This window comes from Thioalkalivibrio paradoxus ARh 1, assembly GCF_000227685.2.
In the GTDB taxonomy this organism is placed as follows: Bacteria; Pseudomonadota; Gammaproteobacteria; order Ectothiorhodospirales; family Ectothiorhodospiraceae; genus Thioalkalivibrio; species Thioalkalivibrio paradoxus.
Genome location: NZ_CP007029.1, coordinates 928,648 through 942,502, shown reverse-complemented (window position 1 = coordinate 942,502; position 13,855 = coordinate 928,648). Strand labels below are relative to the sequence as shown.

General features: G+C 66.5%; 16 protein-coding genes. 6 read left to right on the top strand and 10 right to left on the bottom strand.

Going from position 1 to position 13,855, the window contains the following annotated elements; all coding sequences use genetic code 11:
* The first annotated feature begins 22 nt into the window (after nt 1–22).
* The 5 genes from THITH_RS04345 to THITH_RS04325 all read left to right on the top strand — a co-directional run bounded on the left by THITH_RS04345 (nt 23) and on the right by THITH_RS04325 (nt 4,186).
* Nucleotides 23–1,354: an ABC transporter permease gene (locus tag THITH_RS04345; RefSeq protein ID WP_006749071.1), complete on the top strand. Its 1,332-nt coding sequence runs from the start codon at nt 23–25 to the stop codon at nt 1,352–1,354.
* Between the two features lie 3 nt (nt 1,355–1,357).
* Complete coding sequence (locus THITH_RS04340) at nt 1,358–2,332, top strand: ABC transporter ATP-binding protein (RefSeq protein WP_006749072.1); 975 nt, start codon at nt 1,358–1,360, stop codon at nt 2,330–2,332.
* On the top strand, nt 2,329–3,339 hold the full coding sequence (locus tag THITH_RS04335; protein WP_006749073.1) for an ABC transporter ATP-binding protein: 1,011 nt from the start codon (nt 2,329–2,331) through the stop codon (nt 3,337–3,339). The genes THITH_RS04340 and THITH_RS04335 overlap by 4 nt, the downstream gene beginning before the upstream one ends.
* Before the next feature lies 1 nt (nt 3,340).
* A complete protein-coding gene (locus THITH_RS04330; protein ID WP_006749074.1) occupies nt 3,341–3,520 on the top strand; it encodes a hypothetical protein in 180 nt (59 codons plus the stop codon).
* A 216-nt stretch (nt 3,521–3,736) separates the two neighbouring features.
* Nucleotides 3,737–4,186: a hypothetical protein gene (locus THITH_RS04325; protein WP_006749075.1), complete on the top strand. Its 450-nt coding sequence runs from the start codon at nt 3,737–3,739 to the stop codon at nt 4,184–4,186.
* A 51-nt stretch (nt 4,187–4,237) separates the two neighbouring features.
* On the opposite strand, the gene mnhG is transcribed toward THITH_RS04325, so the two are convergent.
* From mnhG to THITH_RS04280, 9 genes are all read right to left on the bottom strand, one after another.
* Nucleotides 4,238–4,648 (bottom strand): monovalent cation/H(+) antiporter subunit G, encoded by a 411-nt coding sequence (gene mnhG / locus THITH_RS04320; protein ID WP_025367272.1) that lies wholly within the window; start codon nt 4,646–4,648, stop codon nt 4,238–4,240.
* Nucleotides 4,649–4,655: 7 nt separating this feature from the next.
* Nucleotides 4,656–4,931: a monovalent cation/H+ antiporter complex subunit F gene (locus THITH_RS04315; protein ID WP_006749077.1), complete on the bottom strand. Its 276-nt coding sequence runs from the start codon at nt 4,929–4,931 to the stop codon at nt 4,656–4,658.
* A 9-nt stretch (nt 4,932–4,940) separates the two neighbouring features.
* Nucleotides 4,941–5,414, bottom strand: a complete 474-nt coding sequence (locus THITH_RS04310; RefSeq protein WP_006749078.1) for a Na+/H+ antiporter subunit E — start codon at nt 5,412–5,414, stop codon at nt 4,941–4,943.
* The gene (locus THITH_RS04305) at nt 5,411–6,943 is read right to left on the bottom strand and encodes a Na+/H+ antiporter subunit D (RefSeq protein ID WP_025367271.1); all 1,533 of its coding nucleotides are present in this window, start codon (nt 6,941–6,943) and stop codon (nt 5,411–5,413) included. Before THITH_RS04305 ends, THITH_RS04310 begins: the two co-directional genes overlap by 4 nt.
* Nucleotides 6,944–6,951: 8 nt before the next feature.
* Nucleotides 6,952–7,299 (bottom strand): Na+/H+ antiporter subunit C, encoded by a 348-nt coding sequence (locus THITH_RS04300; protein WP_006749080.1) that lies wholly within the window; start codon nt 7,297–7,299, stop codon nt 6,952–6,954.
* Nucleotides 7,300–7,301: 2 nt separating this feature from the next.
* Nucleotides 7,302–7,727 (bottom strand): Na+/H+ antiporter subunit B, encoded by a 426-nt coding sequence (locus THITH_RS04295; RefSeq protein ID WP_006749081.1) that lies wholly within the window; start codon nt 7,725–7,727, stop codon nt 7,302–7,304.
* The gene (locus THITH_RS04290) at nt 7,724–10,075 is read right to left on the bottom strand and encodes a putative monovalent cation/H+ antiporter subunit A (protein ID WP_006749082.1); all 2,352 of its coding nucleotides are present in this window, start codon (nt 10,073–10,075) and stop codon (nt 7,724–7,726) included. The genes THITH_RS04295 and THITH_RS04290 overlap by 4 nt, the downstream gene beginning before the upstream one ends.
* A gap of 168 nt (nt 10,076–10,243) precedes the next feature.
* Complete coding sequence (locus THITH_RS04285; RefSeq protein ID WP_006749083.1) at nt 10,244–10,921, bottom strand: TIGR04211 family SH3 domain-containing protein; 678 nt, start codon at nt 10,919–10,921, stop codon at nt 10,244–10,246.
* Nucleotides 10,922–11,009: 88 nt separating this feature from the next.
* The gene (locus THITH_RS04280; protein WP_006749084.1) at nt 11,010–12,380 is read right to left on the bottom strand and encodes a hypothetical protein; all 1,371 of its coding nucleotides are present in this window, start codon (nt 12,378–12,380) and stop codon (nt 11,010–11,012) included.
* Nucleotides 12,381–12,637: 257 nt separating this feature from the next.
* On the opposite strand from THITH_RS04280, the gene fabA reads away from it, so the two are divergent.
* A complete protein-coding gene (fabA, locus tag THITH_RS04275) occupies nt 12,638–13,150 on the top strand; it encodes a 3-hydroxyacyl-[acyl-carrier-protein] dehydratase FabA (protein WP_006749085.1) in 513 nt (170 codons plus the stop codon).
* Between the two features lie 135 nt (nt 13,151–13,285).
* On the opposite strand, the gene dcd is transcribed toward fabA, so the two are convergent.
* Complete coding sequence (gene dcd, locus THITH_RS04270) at nt 13,286–13,852, bottom strand: dCTP deaminase (RefSeq protein WP_006749086.1); 567 nt, start codon at nt 13,850–13,852, stop codon at nt 13,286–13,288.
* Nucleotides 13,853–13,855: the final 3 nt, after the last annotated feature.

Here is a 13,855-nt window from a genome sequence, read left to right as displayed (position 1 = left end):
GCACCATGGCGGAGGTGGCAGCATGAGGCCGATCCTGGAAGGCCTGCGCCAGCTTGCGCGCTATCCGTCGGCGCTGGTGGGGCTTCTGATCATCGCGGCGCTGGTCGGGACTGCGGTGTTCACCGTGGTCACGATTCCGTACGGGCAGGCACTGGAGCTCTGGCGCGGCGGCGAGGTCTGGCGCATGCACCCGGTGAACGCCCGGCCGGTCTGGGTGGACCGGATCGCGGGCGGCGACCTGCCGCGCACCCAGGTCATCTCGAGCCGCGACGCGGCCATCGACCACGAACCCTTCGAGGGCGGCAGCCGTGTGCGCATTCCGCTGGAGTTCGACTACGCCCACAAGGGCTTCCCGAGCGAACTCAACCTGTTCCTGACCTCGGAATTCGCCGAACGCGAGCCGTTCGTGCGCCTGACCTGGGAGACCCCCGACGGGCGCGAGTTCATTCTCGGCGGGCGCCGGCTCGCACGCGACGAGCGCATTTCGATCTCGCAGGACTGGGGCCTCGAGCGGCGCCTCGGCCGGGTTCCACACGTGGGCCTGTTTGCCGAACCCGGGGCCGAGGATGTTCCGGAAGCGCTGCCCGGACGCTACCGGCTGGTGCTGGACGCGATCGTGTTCGAGGAACAGGCCACGATCGACGCCGACCTGGTCGTCTACGGGCGGGTGCACGGCCTCGCCGGTACCGACCATCAGCGCCGCGACCTGATGGTGGCACTGCTCTGGGGGATTCCGGTCGCACTGGCGTTCGGCCTGCTCGCGGCCGTGGGCACCACGGTGACGACGCTGGTGATCGCCGCCGCCGGGGTCTGGTACGGCGGCTGGGTCGACGCGGTGATCCAGCGGCTCACCGAGGTGAACATCATCCTGCCGCTGCTGCCGGTGCTGGTGATGGTCGGCACGCTGTACTCGACCAGCATCTGGGTGATGCTCGGCGTGGTGATCGCGCTCGGCATCTTCAGCGCCGGGATCAAGATGTACCGCGCGATGCTGCTGCCGATCCGCGAGGCACCGTACATCGAGGCCGCCCGCGCCTACGGCGCCGGCAACGCGCGCATCGTGCTGCGCTACATGATCCCGCGCATCCTGCCGGTGCTGATCCCGACGTTCGTCACGCTGATCCCTTCGTTCGTGTTCCTCGAGGCGTCGCTCGCGCTGCTCGGCCTTGGCGACCCGGTTCTGCCCACCTGGGGCAAGGTGATGAACGACGCCCAGACCCAGAGTGCGCTGTACCACGGTTTCTACTACTGGGTGTTGTCGCCGGCGGCACTGCTGATGCTGACCGGTCTCGGCTTCGCGATGCTCGGCTTCGCGCTGGACCGGGTCTTCAACCCACGGCTGAGGGCGATGTAGACAATGGCCGGCGAACCCCTGCTGCAGGTCGAGGATCTCCGGCTGCATTACCGCAGCGGGCGCGGCGTGGTGCGCGCGGTCGACGGCGTCAGCTTCGACCTGCGGCGCAACGAGGCGTTGGTGGTGCTCGGCGAGTCGGGCTGCGGCAAGAGTTCGCTGGCGAAGGCGCTGACGCGCGTGCTGCCGCGCAACGTGCAAAAGTTCAGCGGCAGCGTAAAGGTCGACGGCACCGAAACCATGGGCTACTCGGAGGAGCGGTTCCGGCGCGAGGTGCGCTGGGTGCGGCTGTCGCTGGTGATGCAGGCGGCGATGAACGCGCTGAACCCGGTCGTGCGGGTCGGCGAACAGGTCGCCGAGCCGCTCCGAGTACACCGGGGTTGGCCGCGCAAACGGGCGCTGGCCCGCGCAGCCGAGGTCTTCGGCCTGGTCGGCATCTCGCCGGACTTCCTGCAGCGCTACCCGTTCGAACTCTCGGGCGGGATGCGCCAGCGCGCGGTACTGGCAATGGCGCTGGTGACCGAGCCGGATCTCGTGATCATGGACGAGCCGACCTCGGCGCTCGACGTACTGACGCAGGCGGGGATCATGAATGCGCTGAAGCGCATCAAGCGCGAGCTCGGCACCAGCTTCCTGCTGATCACCCACGACGTGGCCACGTCCAGCGAGATCGCCGAGCGGGTCGCGCTGATGTACGCGGGCCAGATCGTCGAGTTCGCCGATGCGCGGGACTTCTTCCGGGAACCGGCACACCCCTATTCGCAGTTGCTGATGGCAAGCGTCCCGCGCCTGCACCAGCGCCAGCGGCCCGAGCACATTCCGGGACAGCCGCCAAGCCTGCTGAATCCGCCGGAGGGCTGCCGGTTCGCCGAGCGCTGCCCCTCCCGCTTCGAACGCTGCGGCCTCGACCCGGTGCCGATCGCTGTCGGCGACCGGCACCGGGTGCGCTGCTGGCTCCATGCCGCGGGGACACGACGATGAGCGCCGAACCGTCCACGATGCCGCCGCCACCGTCCGGCCCCGTGCTGGCCGTGCACGATCTGCACACCTGGTTCGACCTGCGCCAGTGGGGATTCCTGCGCGTGGGTTCGGTGCGCGCGGTCGACGGAGTCAGCTTCGAACTCGGCCGCAGCGAGTCGGTGGCCTTCGTCGGCGAGAGCGGCTGCGGCAAGAGTTCGCTCGCCCGGACATTGCTGGGCCTGCACCCGCCGACCCGCGGCGAGGTGGTGTTCGAGGGCCGCCCGCTGCAGGCCATGCGCCCCTCGGAACGCAACGATTATCTCGCGCGCGTCGGCTACGTTCAGCAGGATCCGTACGGCGCACTGCCGCCGTTCATGGACGTCCGCCGCATCCTGCACGAGCCGCTGATCGTGCATGGCGTGCGTGACCGCAGCGAACGCGACCGGCGCGCGTTGGAAGTGCTCGAGGAGGTGCGCCTGACACCGCCGGAGGACTTCCTGGCGAAGTTCCCGCACATGCTGAGCGGCGGCCAGCAGCAGCGCGTGGTGATCGCACGGGCGCTGATCCTGCGCCCGCAGGTGATCATCGCCGACGAACCGGTGTCGATGCTCGACGCGTCGGTGCGCGTCGAAATCCTGCAGCTGCTGCGCCAGATCCAGCAGGAATACGGCCTGACTCTGGCGTTCATCACCCACGACCTCTCCACGGTACGCCATTTCGCGGAACGGATCTTCGTGATGTACGCCGGGCGGATCGTCGAGCAGGCAGCGGTCGACGATCTGCTGAACCACCCGCAGCATCCGTACACACAGGCGCTGCTCGCCGCGATCGCCGATCCCGACCCGGGCAACGCGGAGACGGAGCGCGCAGTCCCGCCGGGCGAAGCGCCCAGCCTGCTGAACCCGCCCGCCGGCTGCCGGTTCCACCCGCGCTGCGCGCAGAGGATCCAGGGTACCTGCGACCGCGACGATCCGCCCGACTTCGAACCACGCCCCGGGCACCGTACCGCCTGCTGGCTGCATCGCTGAAATGCGGCTGCTGATCGGCGGAATGGCCCTGGCGTTCGCCGGGCTCACCCTGCTGCTCGCACAGGCAACCCGCGCGCTCGACCCCAGCCTGGCGCTATCGCTGCTCGCGTTCGCCGCCACGTTCGGCGGCATGCTCGTCGGCATCGCCGGGGTGATCCGGGGATTCCGGGGTCACCGTTGACTTCCATGGCGCCGCACGCCCCCTGGTGAGAAAGGAATCGGGGCGCCCGGCAGGCACTGGCTTCGGGCTCGCGCTTCGGTCTACCGACCACGGGGCGCGCAAGGGCCCACGACTCGCGGGGCTATTCTTGACTAATTTACTCGGGTATTTAGATTAGTGTTCAGCAATGTACTGAATCGCCCCGTCCCGGGGCGGTATCAAGCCGAGGAGGCAGTCATGAGTCAGCTCATCAGCAACTTTCCTACCGATGGTGTCGTGACCCTCAACCGCGTGATTCTCAAGCCGGAATACACGGTCGACGATCTGCAGGAGCGGGTCGCGGTACTGTGCGAGAACGTGAAGACCTACCACTCGGACACCGGGTTCATCGGCGGCTTCGTCGCGCTGAATTCGGGCGCCGTATCGAACGAGGGCTCGACCGTCGGCCAGGCGGTGGACAGCCCGCTGAAGGACCGCGAGGCGCTGATCATCACGTTCTGGAAATCCTTCGAGGACCACGAGGCCTCGCACCGGAGCGAGACGTTCCAGCCGCTGTTCCGCGAAGTGCTCGAACTGTGTGAGAACGGCAACGAGGAAATCGCGTACGAAATGCTCTGGTCCGGCAAGGCCTATTCGGCCGAGGAGGCCGAGGCGGCCCGGGAGGCCAAGGCCCGCTACGCGGCCTGACCATCGCCCACGATCGCAGGGGCGGCAACTGCCGCCCCTGCCCCGTGACACTCACGATTCCGAACGCTTCCCACTCGCCCCCTGGTCCCGCTGGGCAGACCCCTTCTCGCCCGACGAGGCCAGGGTGTGGGTTTCCTGATCGTAGCGGCCTTTCAACTCATCGGTGTGCGTCTTCGACCAGAGCGGCACTCCGACGAAGTAGCCGGCGCGGCCGATGGCATGTGCGGCCACCGGAGCGGTGAGAATCAGGAATGCGACCACCGCAACCGCCTTCACCACCACCGTCAATTGGCCGATGTAGATCGCGGCACCCACCATGATCAGCCCGGCACCGAGCACGCCCGCCTTGGTCGTCGCGTGCATGCGCGTGAGCAGATCCGGCATGCGCAACAACCCGAGTGCGGCAATCAGCATGAAGCCGGCTCCAGAGACTAGAAACACCGCAGTCAGTAACTCAATCATCGAGAATTCAATCATCGACGCGGTGCCCTCCCTTCTCGAGATAGCGTGCGAACGCGATCGCTGCGAGGAATGCGGTCAGCGCCAGCACCAGTGCCACGTCCAAGTACGCGGATCGACCCGTGGCCACGACCGCAACGCCGATGAAACCGACGGTCAGCGACGCGAGAAGTTCGAGCGCCACGACGCGATCGGGTAGCGTCGGCCCGAGGACGAGGCGTATGAAACTCAACACCAGTGCCAGACTGAGGAGCGCGTAGGCGAGAAAGATCGCGTAATCGAACATACCGGTCCCTCAGCGCAACACCTGGAGCGCGCGGGCCTCCAGGACCTTGATGCTCCGGATCACCGCGTCGCGGTCGTCCAGGTACATCACGTGGATATAGAGCACCTTCTTGTCGCTGGACACGTCCAGGCTCAGTGTCCCGGGCGTCAACGAGATCAGGTTCGCGACGATGGTGATCTCGCCGTCGGTCTTGGCGTCCAGCGGCATCGCGATCACGCCGGGGCTCATGTGATGCGTCGGCGTCAGCACGTCGTAGGCGACCCGGAGATTCGACAGCAGCAGTTCCCAGAAGAAATAGCCGACGAACCCGAAAAACCGCGGCACCTTCAACAGGTATTTGCGAACGTCAGGCTTGCGCCCCAGCGTCAGCGCGAGCACGAGATAGCCCAGGACGAAACCAAGGAGGAGATTCGCGCCGGTGAAGGAGCCGGTAAGCGCCATCCAGATCAGCGCCAGAGCGATGTTCCAGATCAGCGCAATCATCGCCGCATCTCCTGCAGGGACTCGACGTAGTCGGCACCGAGCACCGCGTCGATATAGCGCGAGGTATCCAGCAGTTGCTCGGCGGACAGCTCGGCCATTTCGAAGATCGGCTGGCCATAGAGCCCGATCATCACCGTCATCAGCGCGAGGCCGACGATCGGCGGCCACATCCAGAACAGCGACCCGGCCGGCGCACCGCTGCCGGCGGCACGGCCGGCAGGCTCGGGCTGCGCCTTCCAGAACACCTCGTTCCAGATCTTGACCATCGAATACAGCGTCAGCAGACCGACGACCAGCGCCACCGTGACCGCCAGCCAGGCTTCGACCTCGATGCCGGCGCGGATGATGATGAACTTCGCGAAGAATCCGGATAACGGCGGCAGACCTGCGAGCGACAGCGCGGGCACCATGAACAGCACGCCGAGCATCGGATGCGAACGGTACAGCCCGCCGAGTTCCTTGAGTTCGTGCGATCCCTTCAGTTGATACGTCAGCCCACTGATCAGGAACAGATTCGCCTTCACGATGATGTGGTGCATGATGTAGAACACCCCGCCGACGATCGCAAGCGGCGTGAACAGCGCGAGGCCGAGAATCATGTAGCCGATCTGGCTGATGATGTGGAACGACAGGATCCGCCGGAACTCGAACTGCGCCGCTGCGCCGAGCACGCCGGTGAGCATGGTCAGCATCGCGATCCACAGCAGGATTTCGTGCGTGTAGTTGACGTCCTGGTTGAAGATCAGCGTGAACACCCGGAACAGCGCGTACACGCCGACCTTGGTCAGCATGCCCGCGAACAGCGCCGAGACCGCGACCTTCGGCGTGTGATACGACGCCGGCAGCCAGAAGAAGAACGGGAACGCCGCGGCCTTGATCCCGAACGACACCATGAACAGCATCGCGATCACGGTCACCAGGCCGGTGTCTTCCACCTCGGCCAGTCGCACCGCGATGTCGGCCATGTTCAATGTGCCGGTCAGGCCATAGAGCAGACCGATCGCGGTCAGGAACAGCATCGACGAGACGAGGTTCAGCGTCACGTACTTGATCGCGCCTTCCATCTGCGCGCGTTCGCCGCCGAGGATCAGCAACGCGAACGACGCGACCAGCATCACCTCGAACCACACATAGAGGTTGAAAATGTCGCCGGTCAGGAACGCGCCGTTCACGCCCGCGAGCAGCAGGTGGAACAGCGGGTAGTAACCGAAGCGCTCGTGCCGGCTGCCGATGTCGGACAGCGAATAGATCGCGGTCGCAAGACCGATGATCCCGGTCAGCACGACCATGATCGCGGAGAGCATGTCGGAAACCAGCACGATGCCGAACGGCGCCTGCCAGCTTCCCATGTGCATCACCAGATGGTCATGCTCCCAGGTCTCGAACAGCAGGTGCACCGACACCGCCAGCAATGCCAGCGTGCCGAACACACCGAGCAGCTTCTGCGCGGCATGCGAGCGCCAGAGCGCCAGCGACAGTGCCCCGATCAGCAGCGGGAGGATGACGGGAAGCGCAACCAGCGCGTCCATGTACGCGCTCATGTATCGGTATCCTTCATCTGATCCATGTCATCAGCACCGACCACTTCGTAGGCGCGGTGAATCAGCACCACCGCGAACGCCAGCACCCCGAACCCGATCACGATCGCGGTCAGGATCAGCGCCTGCGCGAGCGGGTCGGCGCTGACGCCGGGCGGCAGGAGTTCTCCCGGGTAGATCAGCGGGGGCGCGCCGCGCACCATGCCGGCAGCCGTGAAGATCAGCAGGTTCGCCGCGTTCGACAGCAGCACCAGGCCGATCACGAGCTTGACGATTGAACGGCGCAGCATCATGTACAGCGCCGCCGCGTAAAGAAAGCCGACGGTGACGGCCATCACGATTTCCATCGTCAGTCCTCCGCCTCGGCCAGGTTGAGAATGATCGTCAGCACCGCGCCGACGACCACCAGATATACGCCGATGTCGAAGATCAGCACCGTGCTCAGCTTCAGCTCACCACCACCGGGCAAAGCGAACTCCCACCACTGCGCGGTGAAGTACGGCTGACCCAGAAACGCCGCGGGCGCGCCGCTCAGCACCGCGATCACCATCCCCGCGCCGAGCAGGTCGCGCGGATCGACGCGCAGCAGCCGGCGCGCGGACGCGATGTCCATCGAAAAGACGTACAGCACGATCGCACCGGCGGCGACCAGCCCGGCGATGAATCCACCACCCGGCTCGTCGTGGCCGCGCAGCAGCAGGAACACCGAGAACAGCAGCAGCAACGGCAGCAGGAAATTCCCCGCGGTGCGCAGGATCAGCGAATACATGTTCATCGACGGTCCTCCGCGCGGAAGCGGATCATCGCGTAAACGCCCACGGCCGCCAGCGCCAGCACGAAGATCTCACCCAATGTATCGAGCGTCCGGAAGTCGACCAGGATCACGTTCACCACGTTGCGGCCATAGCCCTCGGGCACCGACCACTCGATCAGTTCCCACGCAATCGGTTCGAACTCGCGCGCGCTGTGCGTGCTGAGGATGAGGAGCGTCACCATACCGCCGGCCGCAAGCGCGATCGTCGCATCCCGCAGCCTGACCCACCACGGCGACAGCCCGAGGAAGCCGGGCAGGCGGAACAGCACCAGCACCAGCAGGATCACCGTCAGCGTCTCGACCAGGATCTGGGTGATGCCCACATCCAGCGCGCTGTACAGCACGAACACCAGTGCGACGGTGAAACCGAACGAACCGAGCGCCGCGACCGCGCCCAGACGCGAGCGGGTAAGAATCGCGTACAGCGCGGACAGGGCCATGATCGCGACGATCGCCATCTCATAGAGGCGCAGATCGGCGATCGCCAGGGGGTCGACCGAAACGCCAAAGATCTGCGCAGTCACGCCGACCATCAGCGCGGTGGAGACGATCACGAACATGATGTAGAAACGCAGATAGCCGCTTTGCAGCACCCGCGTCTGCCAGTCCGAGACGCCGACGATACCGTCCATCATCTTGTCGTAGCCGCGCTCGGGACCGTAGCGCGACGCGGTATCGACCCAGGCCAGCTGCTCGCGCACGCGGTCCCAGCGGCTGTACAGGAACAGCCCGCCCACCAGCGCGAGCACGCTGATCGCAAGCGGCCAGTTGAGCCCGTGCCAGAGCGCCAGGTACGCATCCACCGGCACGCCACCGTTGACCGCCTGCGCCGCGGCGGCGAGGATGCCGTCCTCGGCCAGGCCCGTGCCGAGACCGAACACGAGACCGAGGCTCGCCAGCACCGCGGGACCCGCGATCAGCGCGAGCGGCGCCTCCTGCGGTGTCTTCGGCGTGTCCACGCGCGGACCGAACCACGGCCGAATGCCGACAATCGCCGCGACGCCGACACCGAGGATCGCCGAGGCGATCGCGAGCAGCGCCAGCAGCGGAACCAGCCCCGGCGCATCGAGCACCGACTCGAGCATCAGCTCTTTCGCGACGAAGCCGAACAACGGCAATACACCGGCCATCGACAATGCCGCGAGAATCGCGAATGCCGATGTGATCGGCAGCGCCGCTCGTAACCCGCCGGTTTGCAGGAAGTCCTTCGCGCCCGCCTTGTGGTCGAGAATGCCCGCGACCAGGAACAACGCGCCCTTGTACAGCGAATGCGCGAGCAGGAACGCCATCGCCGCGAGCAATGCGGTATCGGTGCCGATGCCGATCAGCATCGTCAGCGTGCCCAGCGCCATCACCGTCGAATACGCCAGCACGCTCTTGATGCCGGTGCTGCGGAACGACAGGAACACCCCGACGAACATCGTCACCGCACCGAACAGCGCGAGCAGCGTGAACCAGACCTCGGTGCCCCCCAGCGACGGATTCAGGCGCGCCAGCAGGTACACGCCCGCCTTCACCATCGTCGCGGAATGCAGATACGCGGAGACTGGCGTCGGCGCGGCCATCGCGTTGGGCAGCCAGAAATGGAACGGCACCTGCGCCGACTTGGTGAACGCTCCGAGCAGGATCAGCAGCAGCAGCGGCAGGTACAGCGCGTGCTCACGGACCACATCGCCGGAATTCAGGATCTCGGAGAGCTCGTAGCTGCCGCTCGCAATCGCCAGCATCACGATCCCGGCCAGCAGCGCCAGCCCGCCGGCAACGGTCACGATCAGGCCCTGCAGCGCGGCCTTGCGCGCCTTCGCGTCCTCGTGGTTGTAGCCGATCAGCAGATAGGAGGTGACGCTGGTCAGCTCCCAGAAGATGAACATCGCGATCAGGTTGTCGGCGAGCACCAGCCCGAGCATCGAGCCCATGAACGCGAGGATCACGACATAGAAGCGGCCGAGGTCGCGGCTCTTTTCCAGATAGCGCCCGGCGTAGCTGACGATGAAAAAGCCGATCCCCGAAATCAGCAGCGCGAACAGCAGCGACAGGCCGTCGACCAGGAACGACAGCTGAATCTCGAGACCCGGCATCCAGAGCATCCGACCCAGCGCCGCGTCCAGCCATGCCGGCGCCCATCCTCCGGCCGACGGACCCAGCACCACCGTACCGCCGGCGGCCACCTCGGGCAGAAAGCTCAGGAAATAAACGAACAGCGACGCCGGAAGCAGCGCGAGCACCCAGCCGCTGTAGCGCCCGGTCAGCCGGTGCACCCAGGGCGCGAGTGCAGCCAGCAGGAAGGTCGACAGTATCGCGTAGAGCATCCAGTCAGGATTCCTTGGTGATGGACCCGGGCCTCATCCGGCAGCAGCGGCAAACGCTACCCCGGCGGCAGCGCAGGGGGACACGACCGGCCCCGCCAGAACCCCGCGAAGGCTAGCGGTGGATCCGCGCCCGCGCAAGCCACCCTGCGGCAGCTGGGTCCGACCGGCTCACCACTCGCTGCTGCGGCGCCGCCGGGGAATCCGCGTGACCAGGATGCCCAGGATCAGCGAGCCGACCGTCACCAGCGCACCGGTCATGAACCACTTGCGATGGTTGTCCGCCCGCAGCACCTCGACTTGCCGGCGATAATCCTCGGCCGAGTCCTGCGCTTCCAGCAGCGCACTGCGCAGCTGCGCATTTTGCGCGCGGATCTCCTGCGGCCGTGCCGCAACGTCGCGCAATTCCTCAAGCTCGTTTTCCAGACCCGCGACGTGGCCCTGCAGCGACTCGCGTTCCGCCTCCAACTCACGCCGCGTCTCCAGTAGCTGGGCGATGCGTCCGGCCTGGTCATCGGAACCCGACCGGATCTCGTCGAGTTCGGCCTGGACCGCGGCGAGCCGCTCGCGCGAGTGGGGCTCGTCCTGCAAATATCGGGTCAGAATCCAGCCCTCGGTGCCATTGGCAAGCCGGATCTGCGAGTGTCCGTCCTGATCCTGTTGCAGCACCGTCACCTGCTCGCCGCTGCGCACGCTGCGGATGATTCGGTGCTGCAGCGTCTTGCCCGAACGCACACCGACCTCGAGTTCCTCGCTGACATAGCGCGTGGTGTCCTGCGCCGCTGCCTGCGTGGAAAACGCCACGACAAGCCCTGCGACGATCGCGACGACGGCGAACCTGAAACCCATGGTACCCCTCTCCCGGCTGTTGCCTGCCGTATCCAGTCAATCGCGCGCCAGTTTACCAGCCATCGCGCTCGCGCGCGGCCCGCGCCGGTCAGGCACGAGCGCCCGCCTCCCGGGAGCGCCAGCGCCGGACGGACTCGGGCAGGAAGATCAGCAGGTCGAAGCCTGCCGGCAACCAGCGGCGCAGGTGGCAGGAGACGCCCGCCAGCCATCGCAACAGACCGGCCAGCAGCGCGAGCAGGAACCAGAGGGCGGCACCGAACAGCACGCGGGTCGCCGCCATCAGCCCGACCAGCCAAAGCGGCGCGAGCGCGACCACCAGCGGCAGCACCAGCCCCAGCAGCCCGCCGAGCAGTTGCGCCACCCAGTTCACATCGGGGATCGGCGGGGCGTCGTTGCCCGCCATCAGCACGTCGAACAACTCCGCGCGGTAGATCAGCCACTCGCGCAGATAGCCGTTTACCATCGATACGATTACCGTGGCCAGCAATACCCCTCCGGCCAGTACACCGACCACCGTGCGCGGCAGTGCCGCCAGGCGCCCGATCGGGGTGAGCCCGGACGGCGTTGCGGCGCGCGTCTCAGCCAGGATCCAGCCGCTCAGGCCGGCGGTGCCCAACAGGGCCCAGATCGCGAGATCGGCGGTCCTCCCTTCGGGATCGCGAGGACCCTGGAACAGCAGGTCGAACGAGCCTGCAAACACCTGCTGGTACACATACACGGCCAGCCCGGCGAGCGCGAGTCCTGCCGCACTCAGCACCCACTGACCACCGGAGTGGGCATAGACCGGAAGGCGCAGGGAGCGACGCCCCCGGTGGCGTTCGAAGCGCTGCAGCGTGCCATCCAGGCTCTGCGCCTGCCGTTGCAGCTGAACCAACCGTTCCTGCAGCGACGCCAGACGCGACACCAGTTCTGCCAGCGGCTCCTGCAGCCGTCGCCGCGTGTTGACGAGTTCCCGCGCGTGCTGGCGATGCTCCTCCAGTGCCAGGCGCGCGATGCGCAACACGGTCTCCTGCATGTCCCGGGCAAGCCGCTGGCTTTGGGGCTGGTCGCCGGCGGGCGTCCGGGCCAGCACCTCGAGCCGCTGCACCCACGGGGGCTCGTCGGTAAGCCCCGTTTCCTCGCGGGCGTAGGCTGCCTCCAACTCTCTGACTACTTGGTGGGTGTCCTGCCGCAATGCCGGCAACTGGGCGAGGTCGTGGCCAATCAGGCGTGCGTAATCGCGCTCGAGCGCGTCGATCGCGTCCGCCAGCTGAGCCGCCTCCAGACGCGCGAGGTGGGCGCCATGCCAGCGCCCGACGCGGTCGCGCAAGCGCACGAGCTGGGTCCGCAGGCCACAGGTGATTCGGGCGAGCAGCGTTGCAGTCGCGATCAGGAAACGCCGCATCGGGTGGCGCGCCAGGTCCAGCAACACGATCGCGGCCACGATCACCGCAGCCCAGATCAGCATCGTTACCGTCACGCGACCTCCTCCCTCACCCTGGCGATCCCCCGAACGCGGAAGTATGGCCGATCCGCGATCCCGATGCAGACCCTCCGGCGCCGCAGCCGGCGATGCACCCGGCCGCCCCGGACACCCCCTGGGATTGCCGAGTTCGACACGGGCCACGAACGTCGGTCGGCCACTGCGAATGCGCAGTCGATCAGGTAATCGCGGATGCCCGCATTGCTTTTGCTGCCCGGTTTCGGTCCAATATCCGGTTTCCGCCAGGATCAGCCATGCAAAAGGACCAATACGACCGCGACGAGCTGCTGGCTTGCGGCTACGGCAACATGTTCGGACCGGGCAACGCCCAGCTGCCCGTTCCGAACATGCTGATGATGGACCGGGTGCTGAAGATCAACAGCGACGGCGGGCAGTACGGCAAGGGCGAGATGGTCGCGGAACTCGACATCCACCCCGACCTCTGGTTCTTCGCATGCCATTTTCCCGGCGATCCGGTGATGCCGGGATGCCTGGGCCTGGACGCGATGTGGCAGCTGGTCGGGTTCTACCTGGCCTGGCTGGGCAACCCGGGGCGCGGGCGTGCGCTGGGCGTCGGCGAGGTGAAGTTCACCGGTCAGGTCCTGCCCAGCGCGAAGAAGGTCACCTACCACGTGGAAATGAAACGGGTGATCACGCGCAAGCTGGTACTGGGAATCGGCGACGGGTCGGTGCGGGTGGACGACCGCGAGATCTACGTCGCCAAGGATCTGCGCGTAGGCCTGTTCACCTCGACCGAGAATTTCTGAACCCGCCGCCGGAGACCGCGGCCCGAGAACCGGCTGCTCGCGGTCGCTGGGGAAATCGCGGACGCGGCGCGCCGGGATGGAGCGCTGCGTTCGCCCCACGGGCCCGCCTGTGGCTACCGCAGGCGCTCTGCGCGTTCAGGTCTTGGGAAGCGTCACACCCCGCTGCCCCTGGTACTTTCCCCCACGGTCGCGGTACGAAGTCTCGCAGACCTCGTCGGACTCCAGGAACAGCATCTGCGCAATTCCCTCGTTGGCGTAGATCTTGGCCGGAAGCGGCGTGGTGTTCGAGAACTCCAGCGTCACGTGTCCCTCCCACTCGGGCTCCAGCGGGGTCACGTTCACGATGATGCCGCAGCGCGCATAGGTCGATTTGCCCAGGCAGATCGTCAGCACATTGCGCGGAATGCGGAAGTACTCGACGGTGCGCGCCAGCGCGAACGAGTTCGGCGGGATGATGCAGACGTCGGCCTTCACGTCCACGAAGCTGCGCTCGTCGAACGACTTGGGATCGACGACCGAGCTGTTGATGTTGGTGAAAATCTTGAATTCGTCGGCGCAGCGCACGTCGTAGCCATAGCTCGAGGTGCCGTAAGACACGATGCGGTGATCCTCGCGGAACCGCACCTGCCCCGGCTCGAACGGCTCGATCATGCCGGTGGATTCGGCCATGCGCCGGATCCACCGGTCCGACTTGATCGGCATCGA

Excerpts from the sequence above, each read along its gene's own strand:
- THITH_RS04345 (WP_006749071.1), top strand. The coding sequence starts at position 23 with ATGAGGCCGATCCTGGAAGGCCTGCGCCAGCTTGCGCGCTATCCGTCG.
- THITH_RS04340 (WP_006749072.1), top strand. The coding sequence starts at position 1,358 with ATGGCCGGCGAACCCCTGCTGCAGGTCGAGGATCTCCGGCTGCATTAC.
- THITH_RS04335 (WP_006749073.1), top strand. The coding sequence starts at position 2,329 with ATGAGCGCCGAACCGTCCACGATGCCGCCGCCACCGTCCGGCCCCGTG.
- THITH_RS04330 (WP_006749074.1), top strand. The coding sequence starts at position 3,341 with ATGCGGCTGCTGATCGGCGGAATGGCCCTGGCGTTCGCCGGGCTCACC.
- THITH_RS04325 (WP_006749075.1), top strand. The coding sequence starts at position 3,737 with ATGAGTCAGCTCATCAGCAACTTTCCTACCGATGGTGTCGTGACCCTC.
- mnhG (WP_025367272.1), bottom strand. The coding sequence starts at position 4,648 with ATGATTGAGTTACTGACTGCGGTGTTTCTAGTCTCTGGAGCCGGCTTC.
- THITH_RS04315 (WP_006749077.1), bottom strand. The coding sequence starts at position 4,931 with ATGTTCGATTACGCGATCTTTCTCGCCTACGCGCTCCTCAGTCTGGCA.
- THITH_RS04310 (WP_006749078.1), bottom strand. The coding sequence starts at position 5,414 with ATGATTGCGCTGATCTGGAACATCGCTCTGGCGCTGATCTGGATGGCG.
- THITH_RS04305 (WP_025367271.1), bottom strand. The coding sequence starts at position 6,943 with ATGGACGCGCTGGTTGCGCTTCCCGTCATCCTCCCGCTGCTGATCGGG.
- THITH_RS04300 (WP_006749080.1), bottom strand. The coding sequence starts at position 7,299 with ATGGAAATCGTGATGGCCGTCACCGTCGGCTTTCTTTACGCGGCGGCG.
- THITH_RS04295 (WP_006749081.1), bottom strand. The coding sequence starts at position 7,727 with ATGAACATGTATTCGCTGATCCTGCGCACCGCGGGGAATTTCCTGCTG.
- THITH_RS04290 (WP_006749082.1), bottom strand. The coding sequence starts at position 10,075 with ATGCTCTACGCGATACTGTCGACCTTCCTGCTGGCTGCACTCGCGCCC.
- THITH_RS04285 (WP_006749083.1), bottom strand. The coding sequence starts at position 10,921 with ATGGGTTTCAGGTTCGCCGTCGTCGCGATCGTCGCAGGGCTTGTCGTG.
- fabA (WP_006749085.1), top strand. The coding sequence starts at position 12,638 with ATGCAAAAGGACCAATACGACCGCGACGAGCTGCTGGCTTGCGGCTAC.
- dcd (WP_006749086.1), bottom strand. The coding sequence starts at position 13,852 with ATGCCGATCAAGTCGGACCGGTGGATCCGGCGCATGGCCGAATCCACC.